Here is a 24,727-nt window from a genome sequence, read left to right as displayed (position 1 = left end):
TCACATGGGAGGAACACGAAGATGGCGAACCCCACCGGCATCGGCGCTTCCGTGCGCCGGCGCGAGGACGCGCGCTTCCTGACCGGGCGCGGCACCTACACCGACGACATCAACCGGCCCGGCCAGACCCACGCGGTCTTCGTCCGGTCCCCCTACGCCCACGCCCGCATCACCGGCATCGACGCGGCCGAGGCCATGCAGGCCCCCGGCGTGATCGCCGTGCTGACCGGCGCCGACATGGAGGCCGACAAGGTCGGCAGCCTGCCCTGCGGCTGGCAGATCCATTCCAAGGACGGTTCCCCGATGAAGGAGCCGCCGCACTTCCCCATCGCCCGCGACCGGGCGCGCTACGTCGGCGACGCCGTCGCCGTGGTGATCGCCGAGACGCGCGAGCAGGCGAAGGACGCCGCCGAGCTGGTGATGGTCGATTACGAGGAGCTGCCGGCGGCGGTGACCTCGCTGAAGGCGCTGGAGGGCGGCGCGCCGCTGGTCCATGACGACGTCGGCGGCAACCTCTGCTTCGACTGGCATCTGGGCGACGCGGCGGCGGTGGACGCGGCCTTCGCACAGGCGGCCCATGTCGCCAAGCTCGATCTGGTCAACCAGCGGCTCATCCCCAACGCGATGGAGCCGCGGGCGGCCCTCGGCGAGTACGACCGGGCGACCGGCGAGCACACGCTGACCACCACCAGCCAGAATCCGCACGTCATCCGTCTGCTGATGGGCGCCTTCGTGCTGGGCATCCCGGAGCACAAGCTGCGCGTCGTCGCCCCCGACGTCGGCGGCGGCTTCGGCTCCAAGATCTTCCATTACGGGGAGGAGGCCGTCGTCACCTGGGCGGCGAAGAAGGTCGGACGCCCGGTGAAATGGACCGCCGAACGCTCCGAGAGCTTCCTGACCGATGCCCATGGCCGCGACCATGTCAGCCACGCCGAGCTGGCGATGGACCAGGACGGCAATTTCCTGGCTCTGCGCGTCGCGACCATCGCCAACATGGGCGCCTATCTGTCGACCTTCGCGCCGTCGATCCCGACCTACCTCTACGCCACGCTGCTGGCCGGCCAGTACAAGACCCCGGCGATCTACGCCGAGGTGAAGGCGGTCTTCACCAACACCGTGCCGGTGGACGCCTACCGCGGCGCCGGCCGTCCCGAGGCCTGCTACCTGATCGAGCGGCTGGTCGAGGTCGCCGCCGCCGAGACGGGCATCGACAAGACGGAGCTGCGCCGCCGCAACTTCGTGCCGGCCAGCGCCATGCCCTACCAGACCCCGGTGGCGCTGCAGTACGACACGGGCGACTTCGCCAAGAATCTCGACATCGCCCTGCCCCTGGTCGATTACGACGGCTTCGCGGCGCGCAAGGCCGAGTCCGCCCGGCGCGGCAAGCTGCGCGGCATCGGCTTCGCCACCTACATCGAGGCCTGCGGCATCGCGCCGAGCAACGTCGCGGGGGCGCTGGGCGCGCGGGCGGGGCTGTATGAATCGGCGGAGGTGCGCTTCCACCCGACCGGCTCGGTGACGGTCTTCACCGGCTCCCACAGCCATGGCCAGGGGCACGAGACGACCTTCGCGCAGCTCGTCTCCGAGCGCTTCGGCGTGCCGATCGACAATGTCGAGATCGTCCACGGCGACACCAGCAAGATCCCCTTCGGCATGGGCACCTACGGCTCGCGCTCGCTGGCGGTCGGCGGGTCGGCCATCGTCAAGGCGATGGACAAGGTGGAGCGCAAGGCCAAGAAGATCGCCGCCCACATGCTCGAGGCCGCCGAGACCGACATCGAGGTGAAGGACGGACGCTTCGTCGTGGCCGGCACCGACAAGGCCCTGACCATCGGCGACATCGCCCTGCAGGCCTACGTCCCGCACAACTTCCCGCTCGACGAGCTGGAGCCGGGGCTGGACGAGCAGGCCTTCTACGACCCGAAGAACTTCACCTACCCCAACGGCTGCCACGTCTGCGAGGTGGAGATCGACCCCGACACCGGCGTGGTCCAGGTGGTCAGCTTCGCCGCCGTGGACGATTTCGGGCGGGTCATCAACCCGCTGATCGTCGAGGGGCAGGTCCATGGCGGGCTGGTCCAGGGCATCGGGCAGGCGCTGTACGAGAACTGCGTCTACGACGAGGATTCGGGCCAGCTCATCACCGGGTCCTACATGGACTACTGCATGCCGCGGGCGGACGATGTGCCGTCCTTCACGGTGCGCTACCACGAGGACCAGCCCTGCACCCACAACCCGCTGGGCGTGAAGGGCTGCGGCGAGGCCGGGACCATCGGCGCCTCGGCCGCCGTGATGAACGCGGTGGTGCACGCCCTGTCCGAGTACGGCGTCACCCATCTCGACATGCCGGCGACCCCGGAGCGGGTCTGGCAGGCGATCCGGCGCCACACCCCCGCCCAGGCGGCCGAGTAAGAGGGAGGAGACATCATGTACGCCTTCACCTATCACCGCCCCAAGAGCGTCGCCGACGCCGTCGCCCTGCAGGGCCAGTTCGAGGACCCCAAGCTGCTGGGCGGCGGGCAGACGCTCCTGCCGACTCTCAAGCAGCGCCTCGCCCGGCCGAGCGACCTGATCGACCTCGGCCAGATCCCGGAGCTTCAGGGCATCCGGGAGGAGGCCGGCGGCCTGACCGTCGGCGCCTTCACCCGCCACGCCCAGGTGGCCCATTCCGACGTCGTGCAGCGCGTCATCCCGGCGCTGGCCAGCCTCGCCGAAGGCATCGGCGACCGGCAGGTGCGCAACATGGGCACGCTCGGCGGGTCGATCTGCAACGCCGACCCCTCCGCCGACTACCCGGCCGCGGTCGTCGCGCTGAAGGCGACGGTGCGGACCGACCGGCGGGAGATCGCCGGCGACGACTTCTTCACCGGCATGTTCGAGACGGCGCTGGAGCCCGGTGAGATCGTCACCGCCGTGCATTTCCAGAAGCCCGACAAGGCCGCCTACGCCAAATTCCGCAACCCGGCCAGCCGCTACGCCATCGTCGGCGTCTTCGTGGCCGTGTTCGGCAGCGAGGTGCGCGTGGCGGTGACCGGCGCCGGCCCGTCCGTCTTCCGGGCGGACGACATGGAGGCGGCGCTGGCCCAGGACTTCCGCGCCGACGCCCTGAACGGCGCGTCGGTGTCGGCGGACGGGCTGAACGCCGACATCCACGCCAGCGCCGACTACCGCGCCCATCTGGTGCGGGTGATGGCCCGGCGCGCGGTGGAGGCGTGTGGGTAAGGCCCTTAACCTCTAAAGTTCCCTCTCCCCTCTGGGGAGAGGGTCAGGGTGAGGGGGGTGTGCTTTTGCCAGACTTCCCATTCTTGCCAGACTTCCCATAAGCACATCCCCCTCACCGGCTCTCAGCGGATGCCGTAGACATCCGTCTGCCGCCGTCAGCGCTGGCCTTCGGCCAGCGCGAATGGCCCTCCGGGCCACCCTCTCCCCGGAGGTGAGAGGGCTACCGCACCTTGCAAGGCACTCCGCCCACCATGTCCAACACCCTCCCCGCTTCCGTCGATGCCACGCTGGACCTGCTGCGGCGGGGGAACTACGTCGCCGACCGGTCCCTGGCGACGGCGCTGTACCTCGCGCTGAAGCTGCGGCGCCCGCTGTTCCTGGAGGGCGAGGCCGGGGTCGGCAAGACCGAGATCGCCAAGGTGCTGTCCGCCACGCTGGGCCGGCGCCTGCTGCGGCTGCAATGCTACGAGGGGCTGGACGTCGCCGCGGCGGTCTATGAGTGGAACTACGCCCGGCAGATGATGGAGATCCGGCTGGCCGAGGCGTCGGGCGACCGCGACCGGGACGCGCTCGCCGCCGACCTCTTTTCCGAGCGCTTCCTCATCAAACGTCCGCTGCTCCAGGCGCTTGAGCCAGATCCGGCCGGGGCGCCCGTCCTGCTGATCGACGAGCTGGACCGCACCGACGAGCCGTTCGAAGCCTATCTCCTCGAAATCCTTTCCGACTTCCAGGTCTCGATCCCGGAGTTCGGCACGGTCACGGCGCCGGAGCCGCCCATCGTCATCCTGACCTCCAACCGCACCCGCGAGATTCACGACGCGCTGAAGCGGCGCTGCTTCTACCACTGGGTCGATTACCCCAACGCCGAACGCGAACGCGCCATCCTGGCGGTGAAGGCGCCGGAGGCCGACGCGCGGCTGGCCGCCCAGGTCGTCGGCGTCGTGCAGAGCCTGCGCGGGATGGACCTCTACAAGGCGCCGGGCGTCGCGGAGACTCTGGACTGGGCGCAGGCGCTGGTCGAACTGAACCAGCTGGAACTGGAACCCTCCGTCATCAACGACACGCTGGGCACGCTGCTGAAGTACCAGGACGACATCGCCCGCATCCAGGGCAGCGAGGCCGCGCGCATCCTGGCCCAGGTCAAGACGGAACTCGCCGCCTCCACGGCGCGGTGAGCAGACGATGCAAGGCGGCCTCGCCATCAACCTGATGCATTTCGCCCGCGCGCTGCGGGCGGCGGGTCTGCCGGTCGGACCGGGCAAACTGCTCCAGGCCGTCGAGGCGGTGGAGGCGGTGGGGATCGGCAACCGGGCGGATTTCTATTGGGCGCTGCACGCCGTCTTCGTGAACCGGCGCGACCAGCGGGAGGTCTTCGACCAGGCCTTCCACGTCTTCTGGCGCAACCCGGACATCCTGAAGCGGATGATGGGGCTGATGCTGCCGACCATCCGCACGGAGTCGCCGGACAGCCAGGACCCGCTGTCCCGCCGCGTCGCCGACGCGCTGCGCGGCACCGCGCCGGAGGCCGAGGGGCCGGAGAAGTCGGAGATCGAGGTGGACGCCGCCTTCACCGTTTCAGCCCAGGAACGGTTGCAGGAGAAGGACTTCGAGAAAATGTCGGCGGCGGAAATGGCCGAGGCCAAGCGCATGCTCGCCCGCATCGCCCTGCCGGTGGCCGAGGTGACGACCCGCCGCCATCGCCCCGACCCGCAGGGGCCGCGCGTGGACCCGCGGGCGACGCTGCGGCGGATGCTGCGCTCCGGCGGGGACTTGGCCGATCTGGCGCGGCGCAGCCGCCGCACGCGGCCGCCGCCGCTGGTGGTGCTGTGCGACATCTCCGGCTCCATGACGCGCTATTCGCGGATGCTGCTGCATTTCATGCACGCGGTCAGCAACGACCGCGACCGGGTGCACAGCTTCGTCTTCGGCACCCGCCTGACCAACATCACCCGCCATCTGCGGCACAAGGACGTGGACGTGGCGCTGGACGCCGTGTCGGCGGCGGTGGCCGACTGGTCGGGCGGAACGCGCATCGGCACGGCGCTGCATGCCTTCAACCGGATCTGGGCGCGCCGGGTCCTCGGCCAGGGGGCGGTGGTTCTGCTCATCACCGACGGGCTGGACAGGGATGCCGGCGAGGGGCTTGCGGTGGAGGCCGAACGCCTGCACAAGAGCTGCCGCCGTCTGGTCTGGCTGAACCCGCTCTTGCGGTGGGAGGGGTTCGCACCAAAATCCAGCGGTATCCGGGCCTTGTTGCCGCATGTGGACGACTTCCGCCCGGTCCACAACCTGAACAGTCTGGCCGGGCTCGCCGACGCGCTGAACCGCGACGGGCCGCGACGGGCCGAAAGCCTGCGCAAGTGGCTGAAGGAGGCCGCATGAAAGACGATATTCTGGAGCAGGCCGCGGGCTGGCGCGCGGAGGGCCGCAAGGTGGCCCTGGCGACGGTGGTCGCCACCTGGGGGTCCTCCCCCCGCCCGGTGGGCAGCCAGATGGCGGTGGACGACGCCGGTTCGATGATCGGCTCGGTCTCCGGCGGCTGCATCGAGGGGGCCGTGGTGCACGAGGCGCGCAAGACCATGGAGGACGGCGAGCCCCGGATGATCTCCTTCGGGGTCAGCAACGAAATGGCCTGGGAGGTCGGGCTGGCCTGCGGCGGGCGGGTGCAGGTCTATGTCGAGGCCGTGGAATGAAGCGCGACATCACCGAACGGCTGCTGGCCGCCCGCAAGGCCGGGCGTCCCGTGGCCCTGGTCACCGACCTCGGCACCGGCCTGCAGACGCTGGTCTACGAGGACGCCGTCCACGGCGGCTTCGGGCTGGAGGCCGACCGTCTGGCGGAGGTCCGGGAACGGCTGCGCCAGGATCGTTCCGGCCTCATCACCGATCCGGAGGACGAGGAGGACGGCGCCCAGCTGTTCGTTCAGACCCACAACCCGCCGCTTCGCCTGCTGGTGGTCGGCGCCGTGCACATCGCCCAGGCGCTGGCCCCCCTCGCCGCGCTGACCGGCTACGCCGTCACGGTCATCGACCCGCGCGGCTCCTTCGCCACGGAATCGCGCTTTCCCGGCGTCTCCCTGCACGATTCCTGGCCGGACGAAGCCTTGACGGATCTGAAGATCGACAATCGGACCGCCGTGGTGACCCTGACCCACGACCCCAAGCTGGACGACCCGGCCCTGTTGGTGGCCCTGCGCTCCCCGGCCTTCTACGTCGGCTCGCTCGGCAGCCGGCGCACCCACGCCAAGCGGCTGGAGCGGCTGATGGAGCAGGGCGTGACCGACGCGGAGCTGGCGCGCATCCACGCCCCGGTCGGGCTGGACATCGGCGCCGTGACCCCGGCGGAGATCGCCCTGTCGGTCATGGCCCAGATCACCGCCGTGCGGCGCAAGGCCGGCGCGGCCTGACAGGAGTTCATCGCCATGTTTTTCGGCCCGCTGCCCTTGCGGGAGCTGGAGGGCGCCATCCTGGCGCATTCGGTCCGCCGCGGCTCCGTCAGCTTCAAGAAGGGCCGCATCCTCAGCGCCGAGGACGTGACGGCGCTGCGCGACGCCGGCCTCACGACGGTGACCGCCGCCAAGCCCGGCCCCGACGATGTGGGGGAGGACGCGGCGGCGGCCCGCATCGCCGCCGCCCTGAAGGGGCAGGAGATCACCGTCGGCGCCGCCTTCACCGGCCGCGTCAATCTGTTCGCGGAATCGCGCGGCCTGTTCGTTCCGGATGTCGAACGGATCAACGCGCTGAACCTCATCGACGAAAGCGTAACGGTCGCCACCCTGCCCGCCTTCGCGCCGGTCGAGCCCGGCCAGATGGTCGCCACGGTCAAGATCATCCCCTTCGCCGCCCCCCGCGGCGCCGTGGAGGGGGCGGAGGTCGAAGCGTCCGCCGGGATGCCGGCGCTGCGCGTCGCCCCCTTCCGTCCGCTGACCGCCGCGCTGATCCAGACCCGCCTGCCCGGCGTGAAGGACAGCGTCCTCGACAAGACCGTGGCCGTGACGCGGAACCGTCTGGAGGCGATGGGCGGGCGGCTGGTCCGCGATTCGCGCTGCTACCATGGGGAGGCGGCTCTGGCCGACGCCATCGCGGCGGCGGGGCGCGTCGATCTGCTGCTGATCGCCGGGGCCTCCGCCATCACCGACCGGCGCGACGTGCTGCCGGCGGGCATCGAGCGGGCGGGCGGCGTGATCGAGCATTTCGGCATGCCGGTCGATCCCGGCAACCTGCTGCTGCTGGCCCGCATCGGCGAGACGCCGGTGCTCGGCCTGCCCGGCTGCGCGCGGTCGCCCAAGCTGAACGGCTTCGACTGGGTGCTTCAGCGCATCGCCGCGGGCATTCCGGTGCCGCGGGCCGACGTCATGCGCATGGGCGTGGGCGGCCTGCTGGCCGAGATTCCCAGCCGCCCCCTGCCCCGCGCCGGCGCCGTCGCGGTGGAGCCGCCGCGGGCGCCGCGCATCGCCGCGCTGGTGCTGGCCGCCGGACGGTCGAGCCGGATGGGCGGCAGCAACAAGCTGCTGGCCGATGTCGGCGGGGAGCCGCTGGTCGTCCGCACGGTCGAAGCGGTGCTGGCCTCGCAGGCCAAGCCGGTGGTGGTGGTGACCGGCCACATGGCGGAGGCGGTGTCCGCGCCGCTGGCCGGACGCCCGCTGACCATCGTCCACAACCCGTCCTTCGCCGACGGGCTCAGCGCCTCGCTGCGCGCCGGGCTGGCCGCCCTGCCGGCGGATGTGGATGGGGTGGTGGTGTGCCTCGGCGACATGCCGCGCGTCACGCCGCAGGCCATCGACCGGCTGATCGCCGCCTACAACCCGCTGGAGGGCCGGACCGTCTGCGTCCCGACCGTCCAGGGCAAGCGCGGCAACCCGGTCCTGTGGGACCGCGGCTTTTTCGCGGAGATGGCGAAGCTGACCGGCGATGCCGGCGCCAAGACCCTGCTGACCACCCACGCCGATCAGGTGGTGGAGGTGCCGGTGGAGGACGGCGGCATCCTCTATGACGTGGACACGCCGGAGCTTCTGGCGGAACTGCGCGGGTAAGGCTCAGGCGGCCCGTTCGATCACCAGATCCAGCCAGCGGCGGGAGATCGTCCGGGCGACCGTCCCGGCGGCGGGCAGATGCCGCTCCAGCGCGGCGTCCAGCCCGTCGAGGACGGCCCGGTTGCGCTCCCGCGAGTCGACGCCGAACTTCTCCGCCCAGCCGCGGACGATGGCGGCGTCGGCCTCCGGGTGGAACTGGAAGGCGTAGAGGTTGCGGCCGAGCCGGAAGGCCTGACGCATGCAGGCGTCGCTCCAGGCCAGCGGCACGGCGCCTTCGGGAAACTCGAAGGTGTCGTAGTGCCACTGCACCATGTGCAGTTCCGGCGCCAGCCCGCCGAGCAGCGGATCGTCCGAAGCGGCGTCGAACAGCCGGACCGCGCCCACGCCGATCTCCGCCACCGAATGGCGGTAGACGCGGGCGCCGAAGGCACGGGCAGCCAACTGCGCCCCAAGGCAGATGCCCATCACCGGGCGCTCCTCCGCCGCGAAGGCGCGGATCAGTTCCATGACCCGCGAAAAGTGCGGCCCCTGCGCGTCGTTCCAGGCGTCCTGCGGTCCGCCGAGAACCAGCAGCCCGTGATAACCCTCCGGCGTGGCGGGCAGCGCCTCCCCCTCGTCCGCGGCGACGGTGACCAGCGTCGCGCCGAACTCGGCCAGCGCGTTCCCGACGAGTCCGGCGGGGGCGTTTCGGTTGTTCTGGACGACCAGGATGCGCATGGAGGGGCCATGTCGGTTGGAGCGGAGTCCGCGGGGCGGATGCTCCGTTCATGAGCGGCGGTGGCGGCGAAATCAAGCGGTGCAAGGCGGCTATGCGCCGCGCCGCGGGACAGCGTAGAGTGCGAAGACGCGAAGGAAGCCTTTCAACTTCCCCAGGGAGACGAGATCGATGCTGACCCGGATTCGCACGCTGGCGGGGGCCGCCGCCCTCGCCGGCACCCTGCTTTTCCCTGCTCTGGCCGTGGCGCAGAACGGCACGCTGACCTTCCTGCATTTCAACGACATCTACGAGATTTCCCCGGTGAAGGGCCGCGGCGGCTTCGCCCCCCTGATGACGGTGCTGAAGGCGGAGCGCGAGCGCAACGCCGGCGCGCTGACGACGGTCGGCGGCGACTTCCTTTCTCCGTCCCTTCTGTCGGGAACGACGCGGGGCGCGCAGATGCCCGCCCTGTTCAACGCCATGGGCGTGGACGTCGTCGGCTTCGGGAATCACGAGTTCGACTTCGGGACGGAGGTGCTGAAGGCCCGCATCGCCGAATCGAAGTTCCCCTGGGTCGGCACCAACATCGCCGGGCCGGACGGTCAGCCGCTCCCCGGCTCGGTCGCCACCTGGACGAAGACGGTCGGCGACGTCAAGGTCGGCTTCCTCGGCGTCCTCACTCCGGAAACCGCGCATCTGTCCGGCGGCGGGGCGGAGGCGACCTTCACCAACGTGCAGGCCGCCGCGGCCCTGGCGGTGAAGGCGCTGCGCGACGAGGGGGCGAACGTCGTCGTCGCGCTCACCCACCAGACCATCACGGAAGACCGCGATCTGGCCGTCAAGGTGAAGGGCATCGACCTCGTGCTGGGCGGCCACGACCACGATCCGATCAGCTTCTACGAGGGATCGACCCTGATCCTGAAGGCCGGGGCGGACGGCCACTATCTCGGCGTCATCGATCTGGCGGTCAGCACCAAAGCCACCGACAAGGGGCCGGCGACCACCGTGTCGCCCGCCGGCTGGCGCTTCGTCACAACCGCCGGGGTGGCTTCGGACGCGGAGGTCGGCGCTCTGGTCAAGCGCTACACCGACCAGCTCGACGCCACGCTGGCCGGGGTGATCGGGCGGACGGAGACCGACCTGGACAGCCGCAAGGACGTCGTCCGCTCGCAGGAGACGACGATGGGCAACCTGATCGCCGACGCGCTGCGCGACGGGCTGAAGGCCGACGTCGCCATCACCAACGGCGGCGGCATCCGCGCCGACACGCTGCACCCGGCCGGCAGTTCGCTGACCCGCAAGGACATCTTCGCGGAGATGCCCTTCGGCAACGTCGCCGTGCTGACGCAGCTGTCCGGCGCTGACCTGCTCGCCGCGCTGGAGCATGGCGTGTCGAAGGTGGAGGACAAGGCCGGGCGCTTCCCGCAGGTGTCGGGCCTGACCTTCACCTACGACCCGAAGCTGCCCTCCGGCACCCGCGTGACCGGCGTGACGGTGGGCGGCCAGCCGCTCGACCCCGCCAGGACCTACCGCGTGGCGACCAACGACTACATGCTGAAGGGCGGCGACGGCTACGCCGCGCTGACCCGCGGCCGGACGGTGGTGGACGCCTCCGGCGCCGTGCTGATGGCGACCATGGTCATGGACTATGTGGAGGCGAGGAAGACGGTGGCTCCGAAGGTGGAAGGCCGCATCGTCGCGAAGTGACCGGAGCGCGGGCAAAAAAAACGCCCCTGGACCGGCCGGTCCGGGGGCGCAAGGCCAGGATGGATCGTTGGTGAAGCGTCAGGCGCTGCGGCGGACCTGGCGCGCGGCCCCTTCGGCCCGCGCGTTCAGCCGCCGCACCGCGTCGTTCGCGGTTTTCGCCGACAGCTCCGAAATCTTCACGCTGCGGTTCAGCAGAAGTTCCATCTCGTCTTTGACCATGCTGCTCTGCGCGGCGTAGAGGTCCTGGACGGACCGGCTGCGCATCATCGCGTTGATGCCTTCGGCGTTGCGGGCCATGGCTTCCTGCGCGAAGCCCATCCATTCGCGCATGATGGACTGCATCCCGTCCATCAGCACGGACCCGCACTGCGTCATGACGTCCATGTTCTCGCGGGCCTGCTGGGCCACTTCGCCCTGAGCTTCCGCGGACAGGCCCATCATGCGGTTGAGTTGATCGGAGGTCTGGCCGGCGACCTGGCCGGCAACCTGGGTCGCCTTACCCATCATGTCGCTTGCCGTGTCGGCGCCGCGCTGGGTCGCCTCCGCAGCGGTCTCCGCCATTCGGCGGGTGGTGTCCTCGGCAACATTCCGGCCCTTGGCGGCGGTGTCGCGCGCGATGGTCTGCGCGTCCTTCTCTGAAGCCATCTGCCTTGCTCCTGGTTTCGTTCCGTCCGATTCGGACGCTCCCCCCATTTTTCTTGGATGCCGCGAATTTTGTGCAGTGCGACACAAGCATCCATATACCATGATGGCGAAGAATGGTTCCACAACTCTAAAAAATAGCCGTCTCACCTTTTTTGTGGATATCGACAAGTCTCTACCAGGATTTATTGCGGAGGATTTTTTATTAAATTCTATGAAATGGTTTGATTGATCCGAAGAAATCCACCAGGCGCCGCCATAAGAGAGATGCGGACGGTCTGCGCACTCCCCAAATTCTGAGGTAAGCAACCCTGAGCCGGTGCGCCGCCCGTCCTGGCCCGACACCGGCCCAACCGCGGAGGATGCCCATGCTCATCGGCGTGCCGACGGAAATCAAAAACCACGAATACCGCGTCGGGCTGACTCCGGCCTCGGTCCGTGAACTGGTTCACCACGGGCACGGCGTGCTGGTGCAGACCGGGGCCGGTGCGGCCATCGGGCTGGACGACGATCAGTACGAGGCCGCCGGTGCGGAGATCGCGCCGGACGCCGCGACCGTCTTCGCCCGCGCGGAGTTGGTGGTGAAGGTCAAGGAACCCCAGCCGCAGGAATGCGCGATGCTGCGCCGCGGGCAGGTTCTGTTCACCTATCTGCACCTCGCCCCCGATCCGAAACAGACGAAGCTGCTGCTGGACTCCGGCGCGGTCGCCATCGCCTACGAGACGGTGACCGATCCCCGCGGCGGCCTGCCGCTCCTGGCGCCGATGAGCGAGGTGGCGGGCCGCATGTCGGTGCAGGCCGGCGCCCATTGCCTGGAGAAGGCGCAGGGCGGCCGCGGCGTCCTGCTCGGCGGGGTGCCGGGCGTTCCGGCGGCCAAGGTGGTGGTGCTGGGCGGCGGCGTGGTCGGCACCAACGCCGCCCGCATGGCCATGGGGCTGGAAGCGAAGGTCGTCGTCATCGACAAGTCCCTGCCCCGCCTGAAGGAACTGGATCTGCAGTTCGGCGCCAAGCTCCAGACGCTCTATTCGACCGTCGACACCATCGAGGAGCATGTGCTCGACGCCGACCTCGTCATCGGCGCGGTTCTGGTGCCGGGCGCCGAAGCGCCGATGCTGGTGACCAAGGCGATGGTGGAGCGGATGCGGCGGGGCGCCGTGGTGGTGGACGTCGCCATTGACCAGGGCGGCTGCTTCGAGACCTCGCACCCCACCACCCACGCCGAGCCGACCTATCTGGTGGACGGGGTGGTCCATTACTGCGTCGCCAACATGCCGGGGGCGGTCGCCCGCACCTCGACCTTCGCGCTGAACAACGCCACCCTGCCCTTCACGCTGGCGCTGGCCGACCGGGGCTACCGCGCGGCGCTGGCGCGCGACCCGCATCTGCGGGCCGGGCTGAACATCCACGCCGGCGCCGTCACCTGCAAGGCGGTGGCCGACGCCCAGGGGCTGGCCCATCAGCCGGCGGAGGAGGCGTTGCGGCTTTAGACGCCGTTCCCGTTCCCCGACGGGAGCCGCGAAAATCGGAAATCGCAGTGGGCCGCACCGCCCGCCAGCGTTTGCGTCCTGTCCAGGTGGATGCCGCGGGTTGCATAGGCATCGAAATCAAGGCCGCAAATGTTCGGCAGAATGTCCTTATCGCCATGGCGTGCGGCGAACTTGCAAAACCCGCAGGCTTTGTAGTTGATGCCGAACTCGAAGGTGTCGTCCGGCCCCGGTTCGACAAAATCATAGACGAAATCTTCCGGAAACTGCTCCTGATGGCTTTTCTCCGCCTGTTTGCGCAGAAAAGCCTGATTCTCCACGGACATGAAGTGACGCCCCGAGGCGAGACGTTCGGCTTCGGGCACGGTGAGCAGCTGGGCCTTGTAGGTTTCCCGCTCGATATCGCCGATCACGGACAACGCCACGCCGTGACGTCGGAGCACCCGGCTGATCGCCATGAAACCCAGCAGACGCATGAAGAAGTCGCTCATTCGGCTGTCGGCGCCACCGACATAGGGCATCTGGGTGAGCACGATGCCGAACTCGGCCATCACCTCCTGCTTGATCCCGTCAATACCGGAGGGATGAACATGCTCGCCCAACATCGCTTCGGCAAGATCAAGGCGCTGGCGCATGGCGTCCTCCATCGCGCCGCGATGGTCCTCGTAGAATGGATGGATGGTCTCAACCATTCGGTGCTCCCAAATAAATAACTGCAATCCTCTCCTGGCTTACGGGCGTTTCCCGCTGAAACGCGCGGCGATCTCCCCGACGATGCCGCGGCGGAACAGCAGCACGCAGGCGACGAAGATCACGCCGATCACCACCGGCACCGGCAGGTTGCTCGCCGCCAGATAATTCTCCAGCGTCACCACCAGCGCCGCCCCGACCACCGGCCCGAACAGCGTCCCGATGCCGCCGAGCAGGGTCATCAGCACCACCGCGCCGGACATCTGCCACTGCACGTCGGTCAGGGTGGCGAGTTGGAAGACGATGGCCTTGGTGCCTCCGGCCAGACCCGCCAGGGCGGCGGACAGGACGAAGGCCATCAGCTTGTAATGGTCGGTGCGGTAGCCGAGCGAGATGGCGCGCGGCTCGTTCTCGCGGATCGCCTTGAGGACCTGACCGAAGGGCGAATGGACGGTGCGCCAGATCACCACGAAGCCGAACAGGAAGACCGCCAGCACCGTGTAGTACATCGCCATCGGCTGGCCGAGGTCGATCATCCCGAAGAGATGCCCGCGCGGCACGGCCTGGATGCCGTCCTCGCCGCCGGTGAACTTGAGCTGCAGCGCCATGAAGAAGACCATCTGCGACAGCGCCAGCGTGATCATGGCGAAGTAGATGCCCTGCCGGCGGATCGCCAGCGCCCCGAAGGCCAGCCCGAGCGTCGCGGAAAAGGCGGTGCCCAGCAGGATGCCGAGTTCCGGCGGCAAACCCCAGACCTTCACCGTGTGGGCGGTGATGTAGGCCGCCCCGCCGAAGAAGGCGGCGTGACCGAAGCTCAGGAGGCCGGCGAAGCCGATCAGCAGGTTGAAGGCGCAGGCGAACAGCGCGAAGCACAGCACCTTCATCACGAAGACGGGGTACAGCACATACGGCGCGGCGATCAGGACCAGCAGCAGCGCGGCCAGGGCGAGAAGGCCCGGCATGGCCGGCCTGCCGGTGGCGGGGGCCGCTGTGTCGCGGCGGACGGCGTCGATCTCGGTCGCCATGGGTCACCTCTCCCGCCCGAACAGGCCGGCGGGCTTGATCAGCAGCACCACGGCCATGATGACGAAGACGACGATGTTGGACGCCTCCGGGTAGAACACCTTCGTCAGACCTTCCAACAGGCCCAGCCCGTATCCGGTCAGCACCGCCCCCAGAATCGATCCCATGCCGCCGATCACCACCACGGCGAAGACGACGATGATGAGGTTGGAGCCCATCAGCGGCGACACCTGATAGATCGGGGCGGCCAGAACGCCGGCCAGCCCGGCCAGCGCCACGCCGAAGCCGTAGGTCGCCGTGATCATCAACGGCACATTGATGCCGAAGGCCTGGACCAGAACCGGATTCTCGGTGGCGGCGCGCAGGTAGGCGCCGAGCTTCGTCCGCTCGATGGCGTACCAGGTGGCGAGGCAGACGACCAGCGAGGCGACGACGACCCAGCCGCGGTAGTTGGGCAGGAACATGAAGCCCAGATTCTGTCCGCCGCGCAGCAGGTCGGGAATGGGATAGGGCTGGCCCGACACGCCGTAGAAATGGCGGAACGCCCCCTCCACGATCAGCGCGAGGCCGAAGGTCAGCAGCAGGCCGTAGAGATGGTCGAGCTTGTAGAGGCGGCTGAGCAGCGTCTTCTCCAGCACCACGCCGAAGGCGCCGACGACCAGCGGCGCCAGCAGCAGCGCCCACCAGTAGCCGATCCCCGCCGTGGTCAGCAGCAGCCACGCCACGAAGGCCCCCAGCATGTAGAGGGCGCCGTGGGCGAAGTTGATGACGTTCAGCATGCCGAAGATGACCGCCAGCCCGAGGCTGAGCAGCGCGTAGAAGGATCCGTTGATCAGCCCCAGCAGAAGCTGCCCGAACAGCGCCTGGGGCGGGATGCCGAAGATGGTGGACATGTGTGGTTCGCCTCCGGCCGTTCGCCGACCGTTTTGCACGGCGGGTGATCGCCCCGGTCCCGGTCCCCACGCGATGGCGGGAAACCGGATTCCGGGGCGGGCGGGGATCAGCCCGGCAGCTTGCAGCCGCTTTCCGCCATCGTGGCGAAGGCCTCGTCGCCGGGGATGGTGCGGATGATCTCGTAATAATCCCACGGCCCCTTGGACTCGCTGGGCTTCTTCACGCGGGCCAGATACATGTCGTGGACCATGCGCCCGTTCGGCAGGATCTTGCCGTTCTTGGCGAACATGTCGTTGACCGGCATCTCCTTCATCTTGGCGGCGACGGTCGGCCCGTCGTCGGTCCCCGCCGCCTCGATGGCCTTCAGGTAGTGCTTGACCGAGGAGTAGCTGCCGGCCTGCACCATCGTCGGCATCTTGCCGGTCTTCGCCTTGTACTTCTCCGACCAAGCGCGCTTCTCGTCGTCCATGTCCCAGTAGAAGCCGGTGGTCAGGACGAGATCCTGGGCGACCTGGAGCCCGAGCGCGTGCACGTCCGACAGGAAGATGAGCAGCCCGGCCAGCTTCTGCTGCCCGCTCTGGGTCAGGCCGAATTCCGACGCCTGCTTGATCGAGGTGATGGTGTCGCCGCCGGCGTTGGCGAGGCCGATCACCTGCGCGCCCGACGACTGCGCCTGCAGCAGGAAGGAGGAGAAGTCCGCCGTGTTCAGCGGCGCGCGCACCGCGCCCACGACCGTGCCCCCGGCCTTCTTGACCTGCGCCGCCGTGTCGGTTTCGAGCTGGTGGCCGAAGGCGTAGTCGGCGGTCAGGAAGAACCAGCTCTTGCCGCCCTCCTTCACGATGGCCTGCCCGGTGCCGACGGCCAGCGCGCGGGTGTCGTAGGCCCAGTGGAAGCCGGTGGGCGAGCAGGCGTCGCCGGTCAGGCGCGAGGTCGCCGGCCCCTGCATCAGGAAGATCGTCTTCTTCTCGCGCGTCACCTCCTGCACCGCCAGGGCGACGCCGGAGTTCGGCACGTCGACGATGACGTCCACCCCGTCGCGGTCGATCCATTCACGGGAGAGGTTGGAGCCGATGTCCGGCTTGTTCTGGTGGTCGGCCGCGATGACCTCGATGGGCTTGCCCAGAATCTTGCCGCCCACCTCCTCGACCGCCATGCGGACGGCGACCACCGAGCCTTCGCCGCCCAGGTCGGCGTAGAGGCCGGAGCGGTCGTTGAGGACGCCGATCTTCACGACGTCGCCGGAGATCTTGCCCTGCTGGGCCTGCGCGGAACCGACGGCCAGCGCGGCGAGCGCCGCTCCGGCAAGCAGACGTGCAATCATTCCATTCCTCCCGGTTCGAATTCGAACGTTTCTGCTTGTTGATTCAGACACCCAGATACGTGTGCAGCTTCTCCATGTTGGCGGCGAGCTGGTTGTTCGGGATCATGTCCACCACGTGCCCCTCCTCCATCATGTAATGGCGGTCGGCGATGGTGGCGGCGAAGCGGAAGTTCTGCTCCACCAGCAGGATGGTGAAGCCGCGCTGCTTCAGCTTGCGGACGGCCACCCCGATCTGTTCGATGATCACCGGAGCCAGCCCTTCCGTCGGCTCGTCGAGAAGGATCATGGTGGCGCCGGTGCGCAGGATGCGCGCGATGGCCAGCATCTGCTGCTCCCCGCCCGACAGGCGGGTGCCCTGGGTCGAACCCCGGCCCTGCAGGTTGGGGAACAGTTCGTAAATCTGCTGGACCGTCATGCCGCCGTCCTTGACGACGGGCGGCAGCGTCAGGTTTTCGTCGACGTTGAGCGAGGCGAAGATCCCGCGCTCCTCCGGCACGTAGCCGATGCCGAGGCGCGGGATCCTGTGCGGCGCCATGCCGATCAGTTCCTGCCCCTGGAAGCGGATGGAGCCGGTGCGCTTGCCGACGATGCCCATGATGGAGCGCATGGTGGTCGTCTTGCCGGCGCCGTTGCGGCCCAGCAGGGTCACCACCTCCCCCTGGCGGACCTCCAGGTTCACGCCGTGCAGGACGTGGCTTTCGCCGTAGAAGGCCTGGAGATCGGCGACCTCCAGCATCGCGGTCCTCACAGCAGCGCCGTCAGGCATGACCGCTCCCCATATAGGCTTCACGGACCTTCGGGTGGCGCGACACCTCGGCGTAGGGGCCTTCGGCCAGCACCTCGCCGCGGGCCAGCACGGTGATCCAGTCCGACAGATTGGCGACCACCGACAGGTTGTGCTCCACCATCAGGATCGTGCGGTTGGCCGACACCCGCTTGATCAGCGCGGCGATGCGGTCGATGTCCTCGTGCCCCATGCCGGCCATCGGCTCGTCGAGCAGCAGCATCTCCGGTTCCAGGGCCAGCGTCGTGGCGATCTCCAGCGCGCGCTTGCGGCCGTAGGGAAGCTCGGCCGCCGGGCGGTGGGCGTAGCCGGACAGCCCGACATCCTCCAGCAGTTCCATCGCCCGCCCGTTCAGCCGGTCGAGCACCGATTCCGATTTCCAGAAATGGAAGGAGTTGCCGAGCGGCCGCTGCAGGCCGACGCGCACATTCTCCAGAACCGACAGATGCGGGAACACCGCCGAGATCTGGAAGGAGCGGATGATGCCCAGCCGCGCCACATCCGCCGGCTTCACCGCGGTGATGTCGCGCCCGTTGAACAGGATGTTTCCGTTGCTGGGTTGAAGGAACTTGGTGAGCAGATTGAAAACGGTCGTTTTTCCGGCCCCGTTGGGACCGATCAGCGCATGGATGGACCCCCGCCTCACCCGCAGGCTGACGTCGCGGACGGCGACGAAGCCCCGGAATTCCTTGGTCAGTCCGCGCGTCTCCAGAATGACGTCACTTGCCATATCCTCCCCATTCCCTGTTTTCAGCGGATCTCCGTGGACTGCCTGCCGCGGGACCGCCTGTTGTTTGGTTCAGGTTATCAGCAATCTGTCACACGTACAGCTTACGGAAAGAACTTAATCCCGTCCATCCGGAAGCATCGAAGGCGTGACAAAGCCCGGCCGGACGACGGAACCGCCGGCAAAAAGGGGCTGGGGGAGATCGGAACGCGCGCATGAAAAAAGCGGCCACGCAGGGCCGCACACCGACTCGCGGCACGCCCCCGGACTCAATGCCGGAGGCGCGCCTTTCTCTTTCGACGCAGGAGCCGGAAACCGCGGTACCGATACGACTCAGGCTACCCCGGATCAGGCGGCCGAGGTCAGCGGAAAGCCGCTGTAGTCGAGCGACGCGGACCAGAAGCGTTCGAGCTTGCGCAGGGTCTCGTTCGCCTTGACCAGCTCCTCGTCGCTGAAGCCGGCCTTTTCCAGCGCCGTCAGGTGGCGCTCGAACATGCGGCTGATCTTCTCGCGGAGATCGAGGCCCTTCTCCGACAGGCGGACGCGCACCGACCGGCGGTCGTGCGGCGAGCGCTCCTGCCCGAGATAGCCGTTCTCGACCATCTTCTTCACGTTGTAGGACACGTTGGAGCCGAGATAGTAGCCGCGCGCCGTCAGCTCGCCCACGGTCATCTCGTCTTCGCCGATGTTGTACAGGATCAGGCTCTGGACGTTGTTGATGTCCTGGATACCCAGCCGATCAAGCTCGGTCTTCAGCACCTCGAGAAAGTGGCGGTGAAGCCGTTCGATCAAGAGGATGCTTTCATAATAGGGTTTGCGCACCGCGGTCTCCTTTGGCTCGTACCGGACATGGGCCGACCTGTGGCCTTTCCGGGGTCCTTAAGGGGAGATTAACCGATCATTGTCCGGCAATCACCTCAATAATGCCCCAAAAGCACAGCCCTGGTTGTAGAACAGCCTGGCCCTGCGGAATACCCCCGTCCTGCCGCGCCAAGCCCCGTCGCGTGCCAGGATGTGCCCGGAATCCAGCCCGGATTCCGAAGAGGCCCGGCGGCATTCCCGCCCGGCGAACCGGGCGGCAAGCCGACCCATCCCACCCGACCTTCTGCAACAACGGTCAGGTTTGAGACAAGTCCCGCAAGGATTTCCCCGATACTAACGCAGAAACGCGCGGAATGTGCCCGCATCCTTGCACGTTCTGAGTGCAATAAAGGAGAGCGAGCCTCTTCATTCGGTAAAGCGCAAATCCCCGCCAACGGGTTCGGCGAAGTAACCGGCGACCTCTTCGGCCGTCACTTCGGCCAGCGAACCCGGCGACCAGCGCGGATTCCGGTCCTTGTCGACCAGCGCCGCGCGGATGCCTTCGTAGAAATCATGGCGGGCGAGGAAAGCGAGGCTGAGGCGAAGCTCCTGGATCATGCAGCCGTCAAAGTCGAGCGTGGCGCCGCGGCGCAGCGCCTCCAGAGTCACCTTCAGGCTGGTCGGAGACACCCGCTTCAGCGTGGCGAGCTGGCCGGCGGCCCATTCCGTGCCTTCGGCCTCCAGGGCGGCGACGATGGCTTCCACGCCGTCATGGGCGTAGCAGCGGTCGATGGCCGCGCGGTTGGCGGCGACCGGCGGTTCGCCGGCCTCCTCGCGATGGCGCGCGACCGCCTCGTCGGCTGGCACCCCGTCGGCCAGCTCGGCGATCAGGGAGTCCAGCCTGGCGCTCGGAACGAAGGCGTCGGCGGCGCCGACCTCGATCATGTCCGCCGCCTTCAGCCGGTCGCCGGTCAGGCCCAGCCAGATTCCGATCTGTCCGGGCAGGCGCGGCAGGAAGTAGGTGCCGCCGACGTCCGGATAGAGGCCGATGCCCGTCTCCGGCATGGCGAACATCGTCCGTTCCGTGACGATGCGATGGGAGCCGTGCACCGACAGGCCGACGCCGCCGCCCATGCTGATGCCGTCGATCAGCGCCACATAGGGCTTCGGGCAGGTGTGGATCAGGCGGTTGAGGGCGTACTCCTCGCTGAAGAAGGCGCGGATGGAGGCGCCGTCGCCCTGCCCCGCCTTGGCGGCCTTGCCCGTCTCGTACAGGTTCACCACGTCGCCGCCGGCGCAGAAGGCTTTCTCCCCCGCGCCCTGCACGACGATGGCCTTGATCTCCGGATCGGCGATCCAGGCGCGCAGCTGCGGATCGAACAGGCGGATCATGCCAAGCGTCAGGGCGTTCAGCGCCTTCGGGCGGTTCAGCGTCACCAGCCCGATGGAGCCGCGGCGTTCGAACAGGATCTCGGCGAACTGGATCTCGGCGGGGTCGCTCATGGTTCCGGTCGTTTCCATTTGTTCGTTTGTTGGGCGAATTTATCGGTTTCGAGCGATGATACGGGTGGCGGGCGGCGTGTCAAACCGCGGTTTCGCAGCGCAGCGTCGCGGAACACCGCCCCGGCCTCAGCCGTTGCCGCACCCACAGTCATGAGCGGGACAGTTCGATGATGGCAGCCTCAGCAGCGCAAGCGTCACGTCAGGAGGGACCGGGCCGCAAGACGGCCATCATCCTCAACCGGTCCGCGGGAACGCTGGCCGGCCAGCCGATCGACGACACGGTGGCGGCGATCCGCAACGCCTTCGAGCGGCACGGGGCGGAGGTGTCGCTGACCGCGGTGGAGCCGGCCGACTGCGCGTCGGAAATCCGCAAGGCGATCGACTCCGACGCGGAGCTGGTCATCGTGGGCGGCGGCGACGGGACCATCCACACCGCGGTCAACATGATCCTGCCCACCGGCAAGATCCTGGGCATCCTGCCGCTCGGCACGATGAACCTGCTGGCGCGCGACCTGAAGACGCCGCTGGACCTCGACGAGGCGTACGAGGCCCTGGCCGCCGGCGATGTGAGCAGCATCGACGTGGCGGAGGTGAACGGCGAGGTCTACCTGAACAGCTCCGTCCTCGGCTTCTACCCCCAGGTGGTGCAGGAGCGCGAGGAGAAGCGCAAGCGGCACCGCCTGCTGAAATGGCCGGCGATGGCGCTCGCCATGGTCCGCACCTTCCGCCGCCTGCCCCTGCTTGACGTGCGGATCGACTGGGGCGACGGGCCGCGCCGGGTGCGCACCCCGATTCTCGTCGTCTCCAACAACCCCTTCGATGGCGAGGCGGGCAGCATGCTCCTGCGCCGCGACCGGCTCGATTCCGGCAAGCTCGGCGTCTATGTGGCGCGGCAGCGCGACCCCTGGGGGCTTCTGCGGCTGATGGGGCGCACCATGCTCGGAACCTGGCAGCAGGATGAGGAGTTGGAAACGCTGACGGCCACGCAACTGACGGTGCACAGCCGGCGCCGCCGGCTGAAGATGGTCAACGACGGCGAAATCCTGCAGATGGAGCCGCCGCTGAACTACCGCATCCGTCACAAGGCGCTGAAGGTCCTGATGCCCAAGGCGGTCGCCGAAGGGGATAAAACGGCGGACGGCGCGTGACCGGAGAGATCGTCAGGGAGGTGTCGTGAAGAAGCTTGCCCACATCTCGGACCTGCATTTCGGGCGGATCGACCCGCTGGTGGTCCACGGCCTGCTGGCCGACCTGACGGCGGCGCGGCCCGACCTGATCGTCATCTCCGGCGATCTGGTCCAGCGCGCCAAGGCCCGCCATTTCCTGGAGGCGCGGGCCTTCCTGGAGAAGCTGCCCTTCCCCTATCTGGTCGTGCCGGGCAACCACGACATCCCGGTCTACAATGTGGTGCGCCGCTTCCTCGATCCGTTCGGCAACTACAAGCGCTACATCACCACCGACCTCAGCCCCTTCCACATCGATTCGGAAATCGCCGTGCTGGGGATCAACACGGCGCGCTCGGTCATCACGGATTTTTCCGAAGGGCGCATGAACAAGGCCCAGATCAAGCGCGTGCGCGAGGTGTTCTGCGAGGTGCCCGACACCGTCTTCAAGGTGCTGTTCACCCATCACCCCTTCCTGCCGCCGCCGGACGCGCCGAAGACCAAGCTGGTCGGGCGGCACAAGCTGGCCCTGCCGGCGCTGGAAAGCTGCGGGGTGGACCTGCTGCTGGCCGGGCACCTGCACCGCGCCTATTCGGGCGACATCATGACCCACCACACCCAGGTTGCCCGTTCCATCCTGGTCGCCCAGGCCTCCACCGCGACCTCCACGCGGCTGCGCAACGAGGCCAACGCCTACAACCTCATCGCCATCGAACCGCCGCACGTCACCTTCGAGGTACGGTCCTGGGAGGGGGCGGCCTTCACCGGCGGTCTCGTCTCGCAATGGCGCAAGGACGGCCACCGCTGGGTCATGGAGATGCAGGACTCGGGATTCAGACCTGTGAGCGGTGCGGCTTGAGTCACGGCGGCCATGCGGCGTAGGATCGCGCCGCAAGTTTTAAGAGCACATCAGGCCCCCGCATGTCCGCTTCGCACTTCCGGTCCCCGGCGTCCTTCCCGCGCACCCGGCTGCGCCGCAACCGCGCCGACGCCTGGACCCGCCGCCTCGTCGCCGAAAACCGCCTGACCGTGGACGACCTGATCTGGCCGGTCTTCGTCATCGAGGGGCAGAACCAGCGGGTGCCCGTGGCCTCGATGCCCGGCGTGGAGCGGCTGACCATCGACCTGCTGGTCGAGGCGGTGGCCGGGGCCGGCGATCTCGGCATCCCCTGCGTCGCGCTGTTCCCGGTCGTCGGCGCCGAGGGCAAGTCGGAGGACGCGGCGGAGGCCTACCGTCCCGACAACCTGATGAACCGCGCCATCCGTGCGCTGAAGGCCGCGGTGCCGCATGTCGGCATCCTGGGCGATGTGGCGCTCGACCCCTACACCAGCCACGGCCACGACGGCCTGCTGCGCGACGGCTACATCCAGAACGACGAGACGGTCGAGGTGCTGGCCCGGCAGGCGCTGTCGCAGGCCGATGCCGGCGTGGACATCGTCGCCCCGTCGGACATGATGGACGGGCGCATCGGCCTGATCCGCGACCGGCTGGACAGCCACGGCCACGAGCTGGTGCGGCTCTGCTCCTACGCCGCCAAATACGCCTCGGCCTTCTACGGCCCCTTCCGCGACGCGGTGAATTCCGGCGGCTTCCTGAAGGGCGACAAGAAGACCTACCAGATGAACCCCGCCAACACCGACGAGGCCCTGCACGAGGTCGCCCTCGACCTGCAGGAAGGGGCGGACATGGTGATGGTGAAGCCGGGCCTGCCCTATCTGGACGTCATCCGCCGGGTGAAGGACACCTTCGCCGTCCCGACCTTCGCCTACCACGTGTCCGGCGAGTACGCGATGCTGCGCGCCGCCGCGCAGAACGGCTGGCTGGATTACGACAAGGCGTTGCTGGAGACCCTGACCGGCTTCAAGCGCGCCGGCTGCGACGCCATCCTGACCTACGGCGCCGTGGACGCGGCGCGGCGGCTGCAAGAGGGCTGACCCTTTCCTGCGGGGCCGCGCTGCGGCGCGGCCTCCGCTCGCTCTTCCGTTACTTCGGCGTGCCCTTCCACACCTGGAACTGCGGCGTTTCCAGCAGCAGGTCGGCGTGGCCGAAGGCCGTCTTGAACAGCTTGCCCACCCCCGCCGTCCGCTGGGTCACCGCGACCAGCGACCCGCGCAGCTTCAGATACTGCTTGGTGCCGGCGACCAGCGCCTCCAGCATCCCGAAATCCTCGTCCTTGCCGCGGTGGAGCGGCGGATTCGAGACGATCAGCCCGAAGCGCTCCCGCGCGCCGAGCCCGGCCAGCCCGTCGCTCAGCACGCATTCCGCGTCCGGCACGTTCTGGCGGGCGGCGTGCAGCGCCACCGCGTCGATGTCGAGCAGGGTCAGCCGGGCGTCCGGCGTGCGCTCCCGCACCGCCCGGGCGATCACCCCGGCGCCGCAGCCGAAATCCAGGACGGCGGTGCCCGCCGCGATCTCCGGCAGGACCTGGAGCAGGCATTCCGTGCCGGTGTCGAGCCGTCCGTGGGCGAACAGGCCGGGGTAGGACACCAGATCGAGCGCGCCGTCGCGCCCCGGCAGCGGCAGGGCGACGGTCTCCCGCCAATCCTCCAGATTGCCCCTGGCCGAATCGTTGGTCCGGCGGGTTTCCAGCAGGCGGGCGCGGCGCTTGATGGTCAGCGTCTCCACGCCCTCCGCCAGCCCGTCGAAGCGCTTCGGCGCGGAGGTGATGCCCTCGTCGTTGCTGCCGGCGATCCACAGCGGCGCCCCCGCCGGCAGGCGGGCGGCCAGGGCGTGCAGCGCCATTTCGAAGGCGGCCCAGCCGCGCGGCAGGCGCAGCACCGCGCCGTCGAAGGCGCCGTCGGCCGGCCAGGGCGTGGCGGCCTTGCCGTCCAGCCCCAGACGGTGCCAGGAGACGACCTCCGCCCCGCCCTCCGCCAGGGCCTCTTCCATGGCGCCGTCGGTGTCGCCGGCCACCAGGATGCGGCCCTGCGGGCGGCGCTCGGCCAGGGCCTCCGCGGCGACGCCGGCCACGGTGGAATCGCGGTCGGTCGCGCGGTTGGACAGTCGGCTCACAGGCTCTTTCCCTTTATTTCCTGA

23 protein-coding genes are annotated in these 24,727 nt (G+C 68.6%); 12 read left to right on the top strand and 11 right to left on the bottom strand.

The window, feature by feature from the left end:
• The first annotated feature begins 21 nt into the window (after window positions 1-21).
• The 7 genes from TSH58p_RS04290 to TSH58p_RS04260 all read left to right on the top strand — a co-directional run bounded on the left by TSH58p_RS04290 (window position 22) and on the right by TSH58p_RS04260 (window position 8,254).
• The gene (locus TSH58p_RS04290) at window positions 22-2,412 is read left to right on the top strand and encodes a xanthine dehydrogenase family protein molybdopterin-binding subunit (RefSeq protein ID WP_109067824.1); all 2,391 of its coding nucleotides are present in this window, start codon (window positions 22-24) and stop codon (window positions 2,410-2,412) included.
• 15 nt (window positions 2,413-2,427) lie between these two features.
• Window positions 2,428-3,222 carry a xanthine dehydrogenase family protein subunit M gene (locus tag TSH58p_RS04285; RefSeq protein ID WP_109067825.1) on the top strand — a complete coding sequence of 265 codons (795 nt, stop codon included), beginning with the start codon at window positions 2,428-2,430 and terminating at the stop codon, window positions 3,220-3,222.
• Between the two features lie 251 nt (window positions 3,223-3,473).
• Complete coding sequence (locus TSH58p_RS04280) at window positions 3,474-4,397, top strand: MoxR family ATPase (protein WP_109067826.1); 924 nt, start codon at window positions 3,474-3,476, stop codon at window positions 4,395-4,397.
• A gap of 7 nt (window positions 4,398-4,404) precedes the next feature.
• Entirely contained in the window at window positions 4,405-5,604 is a 1,200-nt protein-coding gene (locus TSH58p_RS04275) for a VWA domain-containing protein (RefSeq protein ID WP_109067827.1), read from the top strand.
• Window positions 5,601-5,915: an XdhC family protein gene (locus tag TSH58p_RS04270; protein ID WP_035673760.1), complete on the top strand. Its 315-nt coding sequence runs from the start codon at window positions 5,601-5,603 to the stop codon at window positions 5,913-5,915. Before TSH58p_RS04275 ends, TSH58p_RS04270 begins: the two co-directional genes overlap by 4 nt.
• Window positions 5,912-6,628, top strand: a complete 717-nt coding sequence (locus TSH58p_RS04265) for an XdhC family protein (protein ID WP_109067828.1) — start codon at window positions 5,912-5,914, stop codon at window positions 6,626-6,628. The genes TSH58p_RS04270 and TSH58p_RS04265 overlap by 4 nt, the downstream gene beginning before the upstream one ends.
• A 15-nt stretch (window positions 6,629-6,643) precedes the next feature.
• Window positions 6,644-8,254 carry an NTP transferase domain-containing protein gene (locus tag TSH58p_RS04260; protein ID WP_109067829.1) on the top strand — a complete coding sequence of 537 codons (1,611 nt, stop codon included), beginning with the start codon at window positions 6,644-6,646 and terminating at the stop codon, window positions 8,252-8,254.
• A gap of 3 nt (window positions 8,255-8,257) precedes the next feature.
• Here the strand turns inward: TSH58p_RS04260 and TSH58p_RS04255 are convergent, their stop codons facing one another.
• Window positions 8,258-8,971 (bottom strand): type 1 glutamine amidotransferase, encoded by a 714-nt coding sequence (locus tag TSH58p_RS04255; RefSeq protein ID WP_109067830.1) that lies wholly within the window; start codon window positions 8,969-8,971, stop codon window positions 8,258-8,260.
• Between the two features lie 169 nt (window positions 8,972-9,140).
• Here TSH58p_RS04255 and TSH58p_RS04250 point away from each other — a divergent pair, with 169 nt between their 5' ends.
• Complete coding sequence (locus tag TSH58p_RS04250) at window positions 9,141-10,658, top strand: bifunctional UDP-sugar hydrolase/5'-nucleotidase (protein WP_109067831.1); 1,518 nt, start codon at window positions 9,141-9,143, stop codon at window positions 10,656-10,658.
• Between the two features lie 78 nt (window positions 10,659-10,736).
• Here the strand turns inward: TSH58p_RS04250 and TSH58p_RS04245 are convergent, their stop codons facing one another.
• Window positions 10,737-11,303, bottom strand: a complete 567-nt coding sequence (locus tag TSH58p_RS04245; protein WP_109067832.1) for a phasin family protein — start codon at window positions 11,301-11,303, stop codon at window positions 10,737-10,739.
• A 365-nt stretch (window positions 11,304-11,668) separates the two neighbouring features.
• Here TSH58p_RS04245 and ald point away from each other — a divergent pair, with 365 nt between their 5' ends.
• Window positions 11,669-12,787 carry an alanine dehydrogenase gene (gene ald, locus TSH58p_RS04240; protein ID WP_109067833.1) on the top strand — a complete coding sequence of 373 codons (1,119 nt, stop codon included), beginning with the start codon at window positions 11,669-11,671 and terminating at the stop codon, window positions 12,785-12,787.
• Here ald and TSH58p_RS04235 read toward each other — a convergent pair.
• The 8 genes from TSH58p_RS04235 to TSH58p_RS04200 all read right to left on the bottom strand — a co-directional run bounded on the left by TSH58p_RS04235 (window position 12,784) and on the right by TSH58p_RS04200 (window position 20,527).
• A complete protein-coding gene (locus TSH58p_RS04235) occupies window positions 12,784-13,476 on the bottom strand; it encodes an L-2-amino-thiazoline-4-carboxylic acid hydrolase (RefSeq protein ID WP_109067834.1) in 693 nt (230 codons plus the stop codon). The genes ald and TSH58p_RS04235 overlap by 4 nt on opposite strands.
• A 39-nt stretch (window positions 13,477-13,515) precedes the next feature.
• Window positions 13,516-14,499, bottom strand: a complete 984-nt coding sequence (locus TSH58p_RS04230; RefSeq protein WP_109469134.1) for a branched-chain amino acid ABC transporter permease — start codon at window positions 14,497-14,499, stop codon at window positions 13,516-13,518.
• A 3-nt stretch (window positions 14,500-14,502) separates the two neighbouring features.
• Window positions 14,503-15,390 carry a branched-chain amino acid ABC transporter permease gene (locus tag TSH58p_RS04225; protein WP_038527753.1) on the bottom strand — a complete coding sequence of 296 codons (888 nt, stop codon included), beginning with the start codon at window positions 15,388-15,390 and terminating at the stop codon, window positions 14,503-14,505.
• 107 nt (window positions 15,391-15,497) lie between these two features.
• Window positions 15,498-16,712 (bottom strand): ABC transporter substrate-binding protein, encoded by a 1,215-nt coding sequence (locus tag TSH58p_RS04220; RefSeq protein WP_038527750.1) that lies wholly within the window; start codon window positions 16,710-16,712, stop codon window positions 15,498-15,500.
• A gap of 43 nt (window positions 16,713-16,755) precedes the next feature.
• On the bottom strand, window positions 16,756-17,478 hold the full coding sequence (locus TSH58p_RS04215) for an ABC transporter ATP-binding protein (protein WP_109071109.1): 723 nt from the start codon (window positions 17,476-17,478) through the stop codon (window positions 16,756-16,758).
• Window positions 17,471-18,226 carry an ABC transporter ATP-binding protein gene (locus tag TSH58p_RS04210; protein WP_109071110.1) on the bottom strand — a complete coding sequence of 252 codons (756 nt, stop codon included), beginning with the start codon at window positions 18,224-18,226 and terminating at the stop codon, window positions 17,471-17,473. Before TSH58p_RS04210 ends, TSH58p_RS04215 begins: the two co-directional genes overlap by 8 nt.
• A gap of 345 nt (window positions 18,227-18,571) precedes the next feature.
• On the bottom strand, window positions 18,572-19,045 hold the full coding sequence (locus tag TSH58p_RS04205) for a MarR family winged helix-turn-helix transcriptional regulator (protein WP_014240398.1): 474 nt from the start codon (window positions 19,043-19,045) through the stop codon (window positions 18,572-18,574).
• A gap of 405 nt (window positions 19,046-19,450) precedes the next feature.
• Complete coding sequence (locus tag TSH58p_RS04200) at window positions 19,451-20,527, bottom strand: enoyl-CoA hydratase/isomerase family protein (RefSeq protein ID WP_109071165.1); 1,077 nt, start codon at window positions 20,525-20,527, stop codon at window positions 19,451-19,453.
• Window positions 20,528-20,694: 167 nt separating this feature from the next.
• Here TSH58p_RS04200 and TSH58p_RS04195 point away from each other — a divergent pair, with 167 nt between their 5' ends.
• The 3 genes from TSH58p_RS04195 (at window position 20,695) to hemB (ending at window position 23,625) form a co-directional block, all read left to right on the top strand.
• Window positions 20,695-21,675, top strand: a complete 981-nt coding sequence (locus TSH58p_RS04195) for a diacylglycerol kinase family protein (RefSeq protein ID WP_109071111.1) — start codon at window positions 20,695-20,697, stop codon at window positions 21,673-21,675.
• Window positions 21,676-21,700: 25 nt separating this feature from the next.
• Window positions 21,701-22,549 (top strand): metallophosphoesterase, encoded by an 849-nt coding sequence (locus TSH58p_RS04190; RefSeq protein ID WP_109071112.1) that lies wholly within the window; start codon window positions 21,701-21,703, stop codon window positions 22,547-22,549.
• 62 nt (window positions 22,550-22,611) lie between these two features.
• Window positions 22,612-23,625, top strand: a complete 1,014-nt coding sequence (gene hemB / locus TSH58p_RS04185) for a porphobilinogen synthase (protein WP_109071113.1) — start codon at window positions 22,612-22,614, stop codon at window positions 23,623-23,625.
• Between the two features lie 49 nt (window positions 23,626-23,674).
• Here hemB and TSH58p_RS04180 read toward each other — a convergent pair whose 3' ends face one another.
• Window positions 23,675-24,703 (bottom strand): methyltransferase, encoded by a 1,029-nt coding sequence (locus TSH58p_RS04180; protein ID WP_109071114.1) that lies wholly within the window; start codon window positions 24,701-24,703, stop codon window positions 23,675-23,677.
• Window positions 24,704-24,727: the final 24 nt, after the last annotated feature.

The organism is Azospirillum sp. TSH58 (assembly GCF_003119115.1).
Classification (GTDB): domain Bacteria; phylum Pseudomonadota; class Alphaproteobacteria; order Azospirillales; family Azospirillaceae; genus Azospirillum.
The sequence above is the reverse complement of the archived record's forward strand: the minus strand, read 5'-3'. Positions and strand labels throughout refer to the sequence as shown.